Origin of the sequence: Rhizobium sp. LC145 (assembly GCF_001005825.1) — a bacterium.
In the GTDB taxonomy this organism is placed as follows: Bacteria; Pseudomonadota; Alphaproteobacteria; order Rhizobiales; family Rhizobiaceae; genus Neorhizobium.
This window is the reverse complement of sequence record NZ_LBHV01000007.1, coordinates 36,300-50,122: the sequence shown is the minus strand read 5'-3', so window position 1 is coordinate 50,122 and position 13,823 is coordinate 36,300. Positions and strand designations below refer to the sequence as shown.

Genomic DNA, 13,823 nt, shown 5'->3' with positions numbered 1-13,823 from the left:
GATCATGGCCGAGCGGCTGCGAGGCGCCCATATTCGGGCCGGGCTTGCGGCGAAACGCCTCAAATTTGCGTCAAAACGGGCGTTGCAGTTGGAAAGCCCGGCCGGTTGAAGTAATGGGCCAATATGGTTTTATGGATCGTCCTTGCAATCCTGACGGCAGGTGTCGCCGCCATCCTGATCCTGCCTTTCGCGCGGAGCGCCAGGGCGGTCCCGGCGGAGCATGCCGGTGAAATCGCCGTCTACCGCGATCAGCTCAAGGAACTGGAGCGGGACCAGGGCCTCGGTCTGATCGATGCGCAGCAGGCGGATTATGCCCGCGCCGAGATCGGCCGGCGATTGCTGGCCGCCGCCGACGCAGACGCGGAAGGCGAGACAAGCAAGCCGAGCCGTTACGGGTTTACGACCGTCTTCGTGACCCTTCTTCTGCCCGCGACGGGGCTCTGTCTTTATCTCATGCTCGGCAGCCCCAACCTGCCGGCCCAGCCGCTCGAAGCGCGGCTCGCCAATCCCGGCAACAATATCGCGCTCTTGGTCGCAAAGGCTGAACGGCACCTTGCGCAAAACCCCAGTGACGGAGCGGGATGGGACCTGCTGGCGCCGATCTATTACCGCTCCATGCGACTCGGCGACGCGGAACTTGCCTATCGCAACGCGATCCGCCTTATGGGCGCCAGCCCGGCGCGGCTGGCGGGCCTCGGCGAGACATTGGTGGCGGCCAGCGACGGCGTCGTGACCGAGGATGCGCGCGTTTCGTTCGAGGAGGCTCTTCGACTGCAGCCGGACACTCCGAATGCCCGCTTCTATATCGCGCTGGCGCTTGAGCAATCCGGCAAGCGTGACGAGGCCCGAACGGCTTTCGAGGCCCTGGCGAAGGATTCGCCGGCTGACGCGCCCTGGATGGAGCTGGTGAGCGAGCATATCGCCAGGAACGGTGGAACCGTGCCGCCTCCGACCTCGTCCGCGCCCGCGGGGCCGACGCAGGAGGAGATGAGGGCTGCTCAACAGATGTCGGAGAGCGACCGGCGCGACATGATCCGCGGCATGGTGGAAAGCCTTGCGGCGAAGATGCAGGAAGACCCGAACAATCTGGAGGGCTGGCTGCAGCTCACCCGCTCCTACGCGGTTCTGGGTGACCGCGAGAAGGCGGAAGCGGCGCTGAAAAGCGGATTGAAGCAGTTCCCCGGTTCCGGCGAGCTTGTCGCGCTGGCGCAGCAGATGGGCATCGCGGTGGAAGGGGTGAGCCAATGACGCGCAAACAAAAACGGCTCACGATCATCGCCGGCGGCATGAGCTTCATCATCGCCGCCGTGCTTCTGGTGATGTTCGCCTTCAGCCAGTCGGTTGCCTATTTCTACATGCCGGCCGACATCGCGACGACCGACATCGCGCCGGGCACCCGCATCCGTCTCGGCGGACTGGTGGCCGAGGGCTCGGTGAAGCGCGGCGGCGGATCGACCGTGAGCTTCACGGTGACGGACGGCAGCGGAAGCGTGCCGGTGAGCTATACCGGCATCCTGCCCGACCTCTTCCGGGAAGGGCAGGGAGTGGTGACCGAGGGCGCCTTCGACGCCGCGACCCATTCCTTCGTGGCCGATACCGTGCTTGCCAAGCATGACGAGAACTACATGCCGAAGGAAGTGGCCGACCGCCTGAAAGAGCAGGGCGTGTGGAAGGAAGGCGAGGGTATATCGCAATGATCATCGAGATCGGTCACTATGCCCTTGTTCTTTCCCTTGCCGTGGCGCTGATCGTCGGGGTCGTGCCGGTCATCGGCGCACGCCGTCGCGACACGGCGATGATGGCGCTCGCGCCGCTGGGTTCTCTGGTGCTCTTCGGCCTGGTGGGCATTTCCTTCGCCGTGCTGACCTGGGCCTATGCGGTCTCGGATTTTTCGGTGAAGAACGTCTGGGAGAATTCCCACTCCCTGATGCCGTTGATCTACAAATATTCGGGCGTATGGGGCAACCATGAGGGCTCCATGCTGCTCTGGCTGCTGATCCTCGTCTTTTTCAGCGCGCTGATCGCGGTTTTCGGGCGCAACCTGCCGGACACGCTGAAGGCCAACGTGCTCGGCGTCCAGGCCTGGATCTCGATAGCCTTCCTGCTGTTCATTCTGCTGACGTCCAATCCTTTCCTCAGGCTCGATCCGGCGCCCGCCGAAGGGCAGGACCTCAACCCGATCCTCCAGGACCTCGGCCTCGCCATCCATCCGCCGCTTCTCTATCTCGGCTATGTGGGCTTTTCCGTCAGCTTCTCCTTTGCGGTGGCGGCACTCATCGGCGGGCGGATCGATGCCGCATGGGCGCGCTGGGTGCGGCCCTGGACGCTTGCCGCCTGGACTTTCCTGACCGCCGGCATCGCCATGGGCTCCTACTGGGCCTATTACGAGCTCGGCTGGGGCGGCTGGTGGTTCTGGGACCCGGTGGAAAACGCCTCATTCATGCCTTGGCTTGCGGGCACGGCGCTCCTCCATTCGTCGCTCGTCATGGAAAAGCGTGAGGCGCTCAAGATCTGGACCGTGCTGCTGGCCATCATGACCTTCTCGCTGTCGCTGCTCGGGACCTTCCTCGTGCGCTCCGGCGTGCTGACCTCGGTACATGCGTTTGCCACAGACCCGGGCCGCGGCATCTTCATCCTCTGCATTCTGGCGGTCTTCATCGGCGGGGCCTTCGCGCTCTTTGCCTGGCGGGCGCCGATGCTGAAGGCGGGCGGATTGTTCGCGCCGATCTCGCGTGAGGGAGCGCTGGTGCTGAACAACCTCATCCTGACGGTCGCGACCGCGACGGTGCTGACCGGCACGCTCTATCCGCTGGTGCTGGAGACGCTGACGGGAGAGAAGATCTCAGTCGGCGCGCCCTTCTTCAACATGACTTTCGGCCTCTTGATGCTGCCGCTCCTGATTGCCGTGCCATTCGGGCCGTTGCTGGCCTGGAAGCGCGGCGACTTTCTCGGCGCTCTGCAGCGCCTCTATCTGGTGGCCGGGTTGGCGCTGGTTGCCGGGCTTGCCTTCTACTACGCCGAAAACGGCGGCCCGGTCATGGCCGTTGCCGGTCTGGCGCTCGGTTTCTGGGGCATGTTCGGCGCGCTCGCCGATCTCTGGTATCGCGCCAATTTCGGCAAGGCGAAGTTCAGTGTCGCATGGAGCCGCCTGAAGGGCCTGCCGCGTTCTGCTTTCGGCACCGCGCTCGCGCATTTCGGGCTGGGGATCACGGTGCTCGGCGTCGTGGCGGTGACCACCTTCGAGACCGAAACGGTCGTCGAGCTGAAGCAGGGCATGACGGCGGAAGCCGGCGGCTATTCGATCATCTTCGACGGCATGCGCGAGGCGGTCGGACCGAATTTCACTGAGGAGCGCGGCCACTTCACCATCAGCCGCGGCGGAGTGACGGTCGCCGATGTCTGGTCGTCGAAACGGCTTTATACAGCGCGGCGCATGCCGACGACCGAGGCGGGCATCGTGACCTTCGGCTTGAGCCAGCTCTACGTGTCGCTCGGTGATCCGATGGAAGGCGGCGGCATCGTCGTGCGGGTCTGGTGGAAGCCCTTCATTCTCTGCATCTGGGGCGGCGCGCTCGTCATGATGATCGGCGGGTTCGTGTCGCTCTCCGATCGGCGTCTGCGCGTCGGCGCGCCGACCAGGCGGGTGAAGGCTGTAAAGGCGGCACTGGAGGCGGCGGAGTGATGGCGACAAGCTCCTCAACGCGTTGTTGGACAGGCCCCTCCCCAACCCGACCGGGGTCGAGCCCCTTGTCTCGACCCGTCCTTGCGGCCCCCCACAAGGGGGAGGGGCTTAACTGCCCCGCTGCTCTGGTTTCGTTTGGGCGAGGCCGTGCCACCAGTTTTCTCCTCCCTTGTAGGGGAGATGGCCGGCAGGCCAGAGGGGGATTTTTTGCAGTTTTTTTTCTTCTGCTCGCTCTCCTCACGCCCCTCCCGGCATTCGCCGTGAACCCGGACGAGATCCTCTCCGATCCGGTGCTGGAGGAGAGGGCGCGCAATCTCTCGGCGCAACTGCGCTGCATGGTCTGCCAGAACCAGTCGATCGACGATTCCAACGCGGAACTGGCGCGCGATCTGCGGGTGCTGGTACGTGAGCGCCTGGTCGACGGCGATACGGACAGGCAGGTCCTCGACTACGTCGTATCGCGCTATGGCGAGTTCGTGCTTCTGAAGCCGCGCGTCAGCGCAAAGACCGTTCTTCTCTGGGCCGCGCCGATCGTGCTGCTGCTGATCGGCCTCGCAGCGGTTCTCGTCTTCATGCGCACGCGTCCCGCTCAACAGGCGGTTCCGGCGCTGACGGCGGAGGAAAATGCCCGGATCGAAGAGCTTCTGAAGAAGTGAATGGCGGGAGCGATCGCGCTCGGAGCGATGCCACCCAAGCTGTTGATTTGATGGAGGTCGCTATCGAAACGTCAGGTCCTGAGTTTTCGGCGTCCGTCCCGGTCCAGTGAACATTAACAAGATTTCATCCGCCCGCCACGTGCAGTTAACCTGAAGCCTCCTATATCTCTGCCCAGACATCCCTCGCCGGACTGCTCCGGCCAAATGTGACTGAAGAGAAGAAGGTAGCTTGAACATGAGCAAAATTGGACGCCCCTCCCTCAAGACGGTCCTCAAGACATCGACCGTTGCCGGCCTTGCTGCCGTCATGCTCTCGACGGGCATTCCGGCCCAGGTCTACTCCTCCTTCGCCGATCCGGTAAAAGTCAACGCGCCGCAGGCTCCGAGCTTCGCCGACGTCGTATCCGCCGTTTCTCCGGCCGTCGTTTCCGTCCGCGTGCAGTCCGATCAGCAGCCGGTCTCCGACGACAGCGGCAATTTCAGCTTCAATTTCGGCGGACGTGGTTTCGACGAGCTGCCGGACGATCACCCGCTGAAGCGCTTCTTCCGTGAATTCGGTGGTGGCCCGCAGTTCCGCGGCCCTGGTGCTCCCGGCGACCGCGGCCCGAACGCCAACCGTCCGCATCGCCTGCGTCCGACCGCTCAGGGCTCCGGCTTCTTCATTTCGGAAGACGGTTACATCGTGACGAACAACCACGTTGTATCGGACGGTTCCGCCTATACGGTCGTGATGGACGACGGCACCGAGCTGGAAGCCAAGCTGGTCGGCAAGGACAGCCGCACGGACCTCGCCGTGCTGAAGGTCGATGCGAACCGCAAGTTCACCTATGTCAACTTCGCCGATGACAGCAAGATCCGCGTCGGTGACTGGGTCGTCGCAGTCGGCAATCCCTTCGGTCTCGGCGGCACGGTAACGGCAGGCATCGTTTCGGCCCGCGGCCGCGATATCGGCTCCGGCCCCTATGACGACTACATCCAGGTGGATGCGGCGGTGAACCGCGGCAATTCCGGCGGACCGACCTTCAACCTCGAAGGCCAGGTCGTCGGCATCAACACCGCGATCTTCTCGCCCTCCGGCGGCAATGTGGGCATCGCATTCGCGATCCCGGCCTCCGTCGCCAATGACGTGGTTCAGGACCTGATCAAGGACGGCAAGGTCGAGCGCGGCTGGCTCGGCGTGCAGATCCAGCCCGTGAACCAGGATATCGCCGAATCGCTCGGCCTCAAGGAGCCTTCCGGCGCCCTTGTCGTAGCTCCCCAGGAAGGTTCTCCGGGCGCAAAGGCAGGCATCAAGCAAGGTGACGTGATCACCGCCCTGAACGGCCAGCCGGTGAAGGACGCCCGCGATCTCGCCAAGAAGGTTGCCACATTCGGCCCGAATACCACGGTCGAAGTCGACATCTGGCGCGACGGCCGCGCGGAGAAGCTTCCGGTGACGCTCGGCAATCTCGCAAGCGACGAAGCGGCATCCGCCGAGACGACCGAGCCGGATGCGCCGAAGCCTTCGACCGAGGAGGCTCTTGCAAGCCTTGGCATCACGGTCTCCCCGGCTGAAGACGGTTCCGGCCTTTCCGTGACGGATGTGGACCCGGATTCGGAGGCTGCGGCACGCGGCATCAAGACCGGTGAGAAGATCCTCTCAGTGAACAACCAGAAGGTCGAATCCGCCGGAGACGTGGGCAAGGTGCTCGAAGCCGCCCGCAAGGACGGCCGCACCCGCGCGCTCTTCCAGGTCGAAGCCGAAGGCGGCAGCCGCTTCGTGGCCCTGCCTATCGACCAGGGCTGAGCTTTCCAAGGTCAACCAGCTTGACGAAGGGCGCCGCCGGCAACGGCCGGCGCCCTTCTCATATTCCGATGGAGCGACAGATGGCGACGAGTACCGGATATTCTCTCCGCGCCGGCGAATCCGATGGTGCAAAAACGGGCGCGGACGCTATTGTTCCGCACATGAAGATTCTGGTGATAGAAGACGATCTGGAAGCCGCCGCCTACATGACGAAGGCCTTTCGCGAGGCGGGCATCGTGGCTGATCATGCGAGCGACGGCGAAAGCGGCCTCTTCATGGGCACGGAAAACGCCTATGACGTGATGGTCATCGACCGAATGCTGCCGCGCCGCGACGGCATCTCGGTCATCAGCGAACTCAGGAAACGCGGCATCAATACGCCGGTACTGATCCTCTCCGCGTTAGGGCAGGTGGACGACCGGGTGACCGGCCTTCGCGCCGGCGGCGACGATTACCTGCCGAAACCCTATGCCTTTTCGGAGCTGCTCGCCCGCGTCGAAGTGCTGGGCCGCCGCAAGGGCACACCCGAACAGGACATGGTCTACCGGGTTGGGGACCTGGAACTCGACCGGCTTTCCCACGAGGTGAAGCGGAACGGCAAGGAGATACTGCTGCAGCCGCGCGAGTTCCGCCTGCTCGAATACCTGATGAAGAATGCCGGCCAGGTGGTGACCCGCACCATGCTGCTGGAGAATGTCTGGGACTATCACTTCGATCCCCAGACCAATGTCATCGACGTGCACGTCTCGCGGCTGAGATCGAAGATCGAGAAGGATTTCGACCGGCCGCTGCTGAAGACCATTCGCGGCGCCGGCTACATGATCAAGGACGAGGGGTAGCCCTTGCTCACGCGACTGCGCCTGATGTTCCGATCGACGGCCGTGAGGCTGTCGGCGCTCTATATTCTGCTCTTTGCGCTGTGCGCCGCCTTCCTCGTGTTCTACGTGACGGCGATGTCCGAACGGCTGCTCGTGCAGCAGACCCGCCAGTCGCTGGAGGAGGAGGTGGGCGACATCCAGCGCGCCTATGGCCGCGGCGGCGTCAATCTGCTGCTGCGGATCATGGAGCGGCGCGCCCGCCAGCCGGGCGCCAATCTCTACGTGATCGCCGGTCCCAATGGCGAGATGCTTGCCGGCAATGTCGCTTCCGTGCAGCCCGGCGTTCTCGACCAGGAAGGCTGGACGCGTTTTCCCTTCAGTTACGAGCCCTATTCGGAGAGCGGTGACGCGCGTCCGCATATGGCGACCGCCAACGTGCTCTTCCTCGACAGCGGCCTGAGGATCATGATCGGCCGCGATCTCGGTGAGCCGGCGCGCTTCCGCAGCATCGTGCGGCGGGCGCTGATGGTGGCGCTGGCGATCATGGGCGTCGGCGCCCTGGTGATCTGGTTCGGCATCGGGCGCAATGCGCTCAAACGCATAGACCGCATGTCGGCGGCAAGCCAGAAGATCATGGCGGGCGATCTTTCGCAGCGCCTGCCGGTCGGTCGCTCCGGCGACGAGTTCGACCGTCTTTCGGATTCGCTGAACGCCATGCTCGGGCGCATCGAGAAGCTGAACGAGGGCTTGAGGCAGGTTTCCGACAATATCGCCCACGACCTGAAGACGCCGCTGACGCGGCTGCGCAACAAGGCGGCCGATGCGCTGGCCGAGAAGAACGAGGACACCCGCCAGGTGGCGCTCGAAGGCATTATCGGCGAATCCGACCAGCTCATCCGGACCTTCAATGCTCTGCTGATGATCTCCCGCGTGGAGGCGGGCTCCATCGCGGCGGAAATGTCGGATGTCGACCTTTCGACGATCACAGCGGATAGCGCCGAACTCTACGAGCCGGTCGCGGATGAGGCGGGCCTGAGGCTGGAGACCGAGATCGAGCCGGGCCTGACGGTCAGCGGAAACCGCGAACTGATCGGCCAGGCGATCTTCAATCTGCTCGACAATGCTATCAAATATTCCGGCGAAGGAGAGGGTGAACCGGCAATCAAGGTGAAGCTCGGCCAGCGCGATGGCACTTTCCGTCTTTCGGTCTGCGATAACGGTCCCGGCATTCCCGCGGACAAGCGCGGCGAGGTGACGAAGCGCTTCGTGCGGCTCGACGAAAGCCGCTCGAAGCCGGGCACCGGTCTCGGACTTTCGCTGGTCGAGGCTGTCATGGAGCTGCATGGCGGCTCGCTGGAACTCTCCGCCACGGACGAGACGAATCTCCAGGCGCCGGGGCTTGCCATTACCATGGTCTTTCCCGCACCGAAGCCCTAGGTTGAAGGCCAAGTGAGGTCAGGGAGAGATTCGGGAGGACGCGGGTGGCGGAAAGCGAAAAGCGGCTCGATGCGGTGAAGGCGGATGTGATCCGTCCGCTGAACCAGACGGAGGCGAAAGCCGCTACGGCGGTGCTGAAGGAAATCGGCAGGACCGAGCCTCGCGTCGCCGAGCTGATGAACGGAAACGGTTCGCTCAAGGATTTCCTCATAGCGGCGTTCAGCCTTTCGCCCTATCTGCGTGATACGGCTGCGGTTTCCCCTCATCTCCTGGCGACCGCCATCGGCGCGCCGCTGGAGCCGGTACTTTCAGGGCTGGTCGAGACGGCGCGGCAGAGCTGGCGACCGAAGGACGGCAAGACGCCGACCGAGGCGGATGTCATGACGGCGCTGAGGGCCGCAAAGCGGGGTTTGAGCTTCCTCGTGGCGCTTGCCGACCTTGCCCGCATCTTTTCTGCCAGGGATACGACGCGCTGGCTGAGCGCCATGGCGGATGCTTCCGTCGCCGCGGCGATCGATCACCTGCTGCTCGCCGGCCACGACGGCGGCAAGCTGAAGCTTGCCGATCCGGGCGATCCCGCCAAAGACTCCGGGTTGCTCGTGCTCGGCATGGGCAAGCTCGGCGGACGGGAGCTCAATTACTCCTCCGATATCGACCTGGTGGTCTTCTTCGATCCCGAGGCTGGCATTCTTGCCGACCCGCTGGACGCTTCGGAAACCTACGGCCGGATGATGCGGCGGCTGATCCGCATCATGCAGGAGCGCACGGCGGACGGCTATGTCTTCCGCACCGATCTGCGGCTGCGGCCGGATCCAGGCTCGACGCCGCTTGCGGTGGCGGTCGAGGCGGCGCTTATCTACTATGAGGGTCGCGGGCAGAACTGGGAGCGCGCGGCTTTCATCAAGGCGCGGCCGATCGCCGGCGATCTCGCGGCGGGCGAGGATTTTCTCCGCCAGCTCACCCCCTTCGTCTTCCGCAAGTATCTCGATTACGCGGCGATTGCCGATATCCATTCGATCAAGCGGCAGATCCATGTCCACAAGGGGCATGGCGCGATCGCGGTGAAGGGCCATGACGTGAAGCTCGGGCGCGGCGGCATCCGGGAGATCGAATTCTTCGCGCAGACGCAGCAGCTCATCGCCGGCGGACGCATGCCGCCGCTGCGAGCCAGGGAGACGGAAAAGGCGCTTGCGGCGCTGGCCGACGCGAACTGGATCGCCCCGGAGATCGCCGTTGAGCTGACGGAAGCTTACTGGTTCCTGCGCGACGTCGAGCATCGCATCCAGATGGTGCGGGACGAGCAATCCCACGACCTGCCGAGCACTGACGCCGAGCTGAAGCGCATCGCACTGATGCTCGGCTTTGCCGATACGGCAGGCTTTTCCGAAAAGCTCGAAAGCGTGCTGCGAACGGTCGAGAAGCGTTACGCACGCCTGTTTGAGCAGGAAGCCAAGCTTTCTTCGAGCGACGGAAACCTCGTCTTCACCGGCCAGAAGGAGGACCCCGGCACGCTGAAGACGCTCGCGGCGCTCGGCTTCGAACGGCCGGCCGACATTTCCCGCGTGATCCGGACCTGGCATTACGGCCGGTACCGCGCCACGCAATCGGTGGAGGCACGCGAGCGCCTGACCGAGCTGACGCCCGATCTCCTCAAGGCCTTCGGGGAGAGCAAGCGGGCGGACGAGGCGCTCCTGCGCTTTGACAATTTCCTGAAGGGCCTGCCGGCGGGCATCCAGCTATTCTCGCTGATCGGTAACAATCCGGCGTTGCTTTCGCTGATCGTGACGATCATGTCCTCCGCGCCGAGGCTTGCGGACATCATCGCTTCCAAGCCGCATGTCTTCGACGGCATGCTCGATCCCGGCTTGATGGCGGAACTGCCCACCCGCGACTATCTCTCCGAGCGGCTCGCCACATTCCTCAACGGCGCGCGCCACTACGAGGATCTGCTCGATCGGCTGCGCATCTTCGCGGCCGAACAGCGCTTCCTGATCGGCATCAGGCTTCTGACCGGCGCGATTCCCGGAGCGTTGGCCGCCCGCGCCTTCACCGATCTCGCCGACCTCGTGATCGAGGCGGCGTTTGGCGCCGTCGTCAGGGAAGTGGAGACGGCGCATGGCGTCTATCCCGGCGGGCGGATCGCCGTCATGGGCATGGGCAAGCTCGGAAGCTTCGAGCTGACGGCAGGCTCCGACGTCGATCTCATCCTGCTTTACGACTACGACAGCGAGGTCTTCGAATCCGACGGCCCGAAGCCGCTCGATTCCACGCGCTATTTCACCCGTCTGACGCAGCGGCTGATCTCCGCGCTTTCGGCGCCCATGGCCGAAGGCATTCTCTTCGAGGTGGACATGCGCCTGCGTCCCTCGGGCAACAAGGGGCCGGTGGCGACGAGGATCAACTCCTTCCGCAAGTATCAGCGGGAAGAGGCCTGGACCTGGGAGCACATGGCGCTCACCCGCGCCCGCCTGATCTGCGGCGAGGAGAGTCTTGAAACGGAAGTCCGCGGCGTCATAGGCGAGGTGCTTTCGTCGGAGCGGGACGTTGCCAAGATCGCCGCGGACGTCGCCGAGATGCGGCAGCTGATCGAGGACGAGAAGCCGCCGCGCGACATCTGGGATTTCAAGCTTATCCCGGGTGGTCTCATCGATATCGAGTTCATCGCGCAATATCTGCGGCTTGTCGCGCCGGCAAAGGGCGTTGCCGCCGATACCTACGGTTTCAGCACGGCCGAAACGCTGAAGATGCTAGGCGAAAAGCTGATGAAGCCGGACGACGTGGAAACCTGCCTGACGGCGCTGAGGCTGTTCACGGAGCTTTCGCAGATCATCCGCCTTTGCATCGATGGGCCGTTCGATCCGAAAGACGCGCCGGCGGGGCTTCTGGAGCGCGTCTGCCGGGCGGGAGATTGCCCGGACCTCAGGACGCTGGAAGCCGAGGTCGTTCGTTTCTCGAAGGCGGTACGAACCGTCTTCGGACGGATCGTCAAGCGATCCTGACGGCGGGCAGCGAACTTTCGGGAATATTGATCGAAACGACGGTTCCCTTGCCGGGGCAGGAGCGCATGCGCATCGTTCCGCCGTGCAGCGCGATCAGCGAGCGGGAGATCGCGAGGCCGAGGCCTGAGCCGCCCTTGCTCTTGGCATACTGGCTCTGCACCTGCTCGAAGGGCTGTCCGAGCTTGCCGAGCGCTGCTTTCGGGATGCCGATTCCCGTATCGGCAATCGTCAGCGCCAGACCCCGCTCGGTTTTGCAGGCCCGGAGTTCCACCCGCCCGCCGTCGTCGGTGAACTTCACGGCGTTGGAGAGCAGGTTCAGCATGACCTGCTTCATCGCGCGCCGGTCTCCGCTCATGGTGAGGCCGGTGGAGAGACGCTGGCGGATGGCGATGTTCTTTTCTTCGGCCTGGACCGCGGTGAGGCGCAGGCTCTCCTCGATCAGCGGCGCGAGATCGACGGTTTCCGTTTCGATCTTCAAATGCCCCGCCTCGATCTTCGACATGTCGAGTATGTCGTTGATGACGTTGAGGAGGTGCTTGCCGCTATCGTGGATGTCCTTGGAATATTCGCAGTATTTCGGAGAGCCAAGCGGGCCGAACATGCCGTTCGTCAGGATCTCGGAAAAGCCGAGGATCGCGTTGAGTGGCGTGCGAAGCTCATGGGACATGTTGGCCAGGAATTCGGATTTCGCCTTGTTGGCCGCCTCGGCGCGTTCCTTCTCGGCCTGATAGTTGGCGTTGGCGATGGAGAGTTCCGTCTTCTGCCGCTCCAGTTTCTTCTGTGAGGCGGAAAGATCGCCGATCGTGGCCATCAACCGGCGCTCGCTTTCGCGCAGGCGCTCCTGGTGGCGTTTCAAGAGGGTGATGTCCGTGCCGACTGCGACCATGCCGCCGTCACGGGTGCGCCGTTCGTTGATCTGCAGCCAGCGCTCGTCCGCGAGCTGCACTTCCGTCGTGCGTGAAAGACCGCTGCCGTCCGGATCGGCCACGCGCCGTTCGATCACCGGCCGGGCGGCCGCGGCATTGACGACCGTCCGCTCGGTGCCGGGAACCAGGACGCTGTCCGGAAGCCCGTAAGCCTGCTGGAAATGGGTATTGCACATCACGAGGCGGTCGTTCTTGTCCCACAGCACGAAGGCTTCGGACGTGCATTCGATGGCGTCGGCGAGGCGCTGGTCGGCTTCGGCATAGCGCTGCGCGAGGCGGTGCTGTTCGGTGACGTCCATGGCGATGCCGATGACGTGGGTGCGGCCACTTGCGGTGCGGACAACCTGGGCGCGGGCGCGCATCCAGACGTAATGGCCGGCGGCGTGGCGCATGCGGAAGACCTGATCGACCTGCTTGGCATTGCCGCGGCTGATGGCGCGGGCAAGCGCGTAGAGATTGCCGTCGGTCGGATGCATCATGCGTGCCGCATCGGAAAACGAGATCACGTTGCCGGCCGGCGGCAGGCCGAGCATCTCGTACATCGAGCTGGACCAGAAGAGGCGCCGGTTGGCGACGTCGAAATCCCACAGGCCGCATCGGCCGCGCGAAAGCGCAGTCTCGATGCGCATGTTCGTTTCAAGGAATATGTCGTCGGCGTCGCGGGCCCGCTTCACCTGCATGTAGTAGGCGTAGAGGATGACGAGCAGGATCGCCGAAATGCCGGTGAAGAGCGTGACGTTGAGCGAAACCTCATGGCGCCAGAGCCGGTTTATCGTCTCGATCGAATGGGCGGCGACGATCAGCGCGCCCTCGTTTCCGATCGGCTCGATCGCCGCATAGAAGGGCGTGGCGCCGAAAGAGGTCTCGAACACGCCGAATTGGCGAAGCGTCGTGGTTTCGGGCAGCAGGGCGGCGAGAGGCATGCCGGCATAGCCGCTGGCGGCCGTCGAGCCGCCGAACACCCGGCCCGCTTCATTGACGAAAAGCACGAAGGCGCCGTCTTCCATGCGGTCCTGCGGCAGGAACGCTGCGAAGCGATGCTCCGCTGCCGTGCGGTCGCCGTTCTGGATGAGGCTTTCCATGCCGGAAAAGGCGGCGGTGCCTGTCGCGGCCATCAGCGCCGTCGTGCGCTGCGCCGTCTGATGCATGCGGTCATGTTCCGCGACGATGCCGAGAATGCGGGATGCGGCGACGACGGCGAGGAAGGCGAGGATGAGAAGCGGGATGGAGCGCTTCAGAACCAGCTCCACCCGAGGCTCCTGCCGGGAGATCGGCCTGACGGAAAGCTTCGCGCTTTCGGGAAGCGCTTGCCGCAGCCGCGCGAAGCCCGGAAATTTGAGACGCAAACGCCCCTCGGCCGCGGTTGCCCGCCGCACGTCCGCCATCGTATTCATATTGTCCCTCGTGGTGATTCGCGCGCCGCTCGCTCGAATCTACCCTAATGAATCACTAGTGATTCGCGCTGTCCAGAGGGTTGGTAATATTTTTTTAACCAATTGAATCGAAAGCGAATCCAGAG

General features: G+C 64.0%; 9 protein-coding genes. 8 read left to right on the top strand and 1 reads right to left on the bottom strand.

The features are described 5' to 3' along the window. Window positions 1–123: 123 nt before the first annotated feature. The 8 genes from ccmI (at window position 124) to YH62_RS18130 (ending at window position 11,378) form a co-directional block, all read left to right on the top strand. The gene (gene ccmI / locus YH62_RS18165) at window positions 124–1,248 is read left to right on the top strand and encodes a c-type cytochrome biogenesis protein CcmI (RefSeq protein ID WP_046795685.1); all 1,125 of its coding nucleotides are present in this window, start codon (window positions 124–126) and stop codon (window positions 1,246–1,248) included. Further along, window positions 1,245–1,697: a cytochrome c maturation protein CcmE gene (ccmE, locus tag YH62_RS18160; protein ID WP_046795684.1), complete on the top strand. Its 453-nt coding sequence runs from the start codon at window positions 1,245–1,247 to the stop codon at window positions 1,695–1,697. Before ccmI ends, ccmE begins: the two co-directional genes overlap by 4 nt. After that, the gene (locus YH62_RS18155) at window positions 1,694–3,682 is read left to right on the top strand and encodes a heme lyase CcmF/NrfE family subunit (protein ID WP_046795683.1); all 1,989 of its coding nucleotides are present in this window, start codon (window positions 1,694–1,696) and stop codon (window positions 3,680–3,682) included. The genes ccmE and YH62_RS18155 overlap by 4 nt, the downstream gene beginning before the upstream one ends. Window positions 3,683–3,906: 224 nt before the next feature. Continuing rightward, on the top strand, window positions 3,907–4,338 hold the full coding sequence (locus tag YH62_RS18150) for a cytochrome c-type biogenesis protein (RefSeq protein WP_046796034.1): 432 nt from the start codon (window positions 3,907–3,909) through the stop codon (window positions 4,336–4,338). A gap of 235 nt (window positions 4,339–4,573) precedes the next feature. Next, window positions 4,574–6,124, top strand: coding sequence for a Do family serine endopeptidase (locus tag YH62_RS18145; RefSeq protein ID WP_046795682.1), 1,551 nt, complete (start codon window positions 4,574–4,576; stop codon window positions 6,122–6,124). Window positions 6,125–6,204: 80 nt separating this feature from the next. Beyond that, window positions 6,205–6,963, top strand: a complete 759-nt coding sequence (locus YH62_RS18140) for a response regulator transcription factor (RefSeq protein ID WP_046795681.1) — start codon at window positions 6,205–6,207, stop codon at window positions 6,961–6,963. Between the two features lie 24 nt (window positions 6,964–6,987). Continuing rightward, window positions 6,988–8,379 carry an ATP-binding protein gene (locus tag YH62_RS18135; protein WP_046796033.1) on the top strand — a complete coding sequence of 464 codons (1,392 nt, stop codon included), beginning with the start codon at window positions 6,988–6,990 and terminating at the stop codon, window positions 8,377–8,379. A 44-nt stretch (window positions 8,380–8,423) separates the two neighbouring features. After that, window positions 8,424–11,378, top strand: coding sequence for a bifunctional [glutamine synthetase] adenylyltransferase/[glutamine synthetase]-adenylyl-L-tyrosine phosphorylase (locus YH62_RS18130; RefSeq protein ID WP_046795680.1), 2,955 nt, complete (start codon window positions 8,424–8,426; stop codon window positions 11,376–11,378). Here the strand turns inward: YH62_RS18130 and YH62_RS18125 are convergent. After that, the gene (locus tag YH62_RS18125; protein WP_046796032.1) at window positions 11,365–13,689 is read right to left on the bottom strand and encodes an ATP-binding protein; all 2,325 of its coding nucleotides are present in this window, start codon (window positions 13,687–13,689) and stop codon (window positions 11,365–11,367) included. The genes YH62_RS18130 and YH62_RS18125 overlap by 14 nt on opposite strands. Window positions 13,690–13,823: the final 134 nt, after the last annotated feature.

Excerpts from the sequence above, each read along its gene's own strand:
- YH62_RS18145 (WP_046795682.1), top strand. The coding sequence starts at position 4,574 with ATGAGCAAAATTGGACGCCCCTCCCTCAAGACGGTCCTCAAGACATCG.
- YH62_RS18135 (WP_046796033.1), top strand. The coding sequence starts at position 6,988 with ATGTTCCGATCGACGGCCGTGAGGCTGTCGGCGCTCTATATTCTGCTC.
- ccmE (WP_046795684.1), top strand. The coding sequence starts at position 1,245 with ATGACGCGCAAACAAAAACGGCTCACGATCATCGCCGGCGGCATGAGC.
- YH62_RS18125 (WP_046796032.1), bottom strand. The coding sequence starts at position 13,689 with ATGGCGGACGTGCGGCGGGCAACCGCGGCCGAGGGGCGTTTGCGTCTC.
- YH62_RS18140 (WP_046795681.1), top strand. The coding sequence starts at position 6,205 with ATGGCGACGAGTACCGGATATTCTCTCCGCGCCGGCGAATCCGATGGT.
- ccmI (WP_046795685.1), top strand. The coding sequence starts at position 124 with ATGGTTTTATGGATCGTCCTTGCAATCCTGACGGCAGGTGTCGCCGCC.
- YH62_RS18155 (WP_046795683.1), top strand. The coding sequence starts at position 1,694 with ATGATCATCGAGATCGGTCACTATGCCCTTGTTCTTTCCCTTGCCGTG.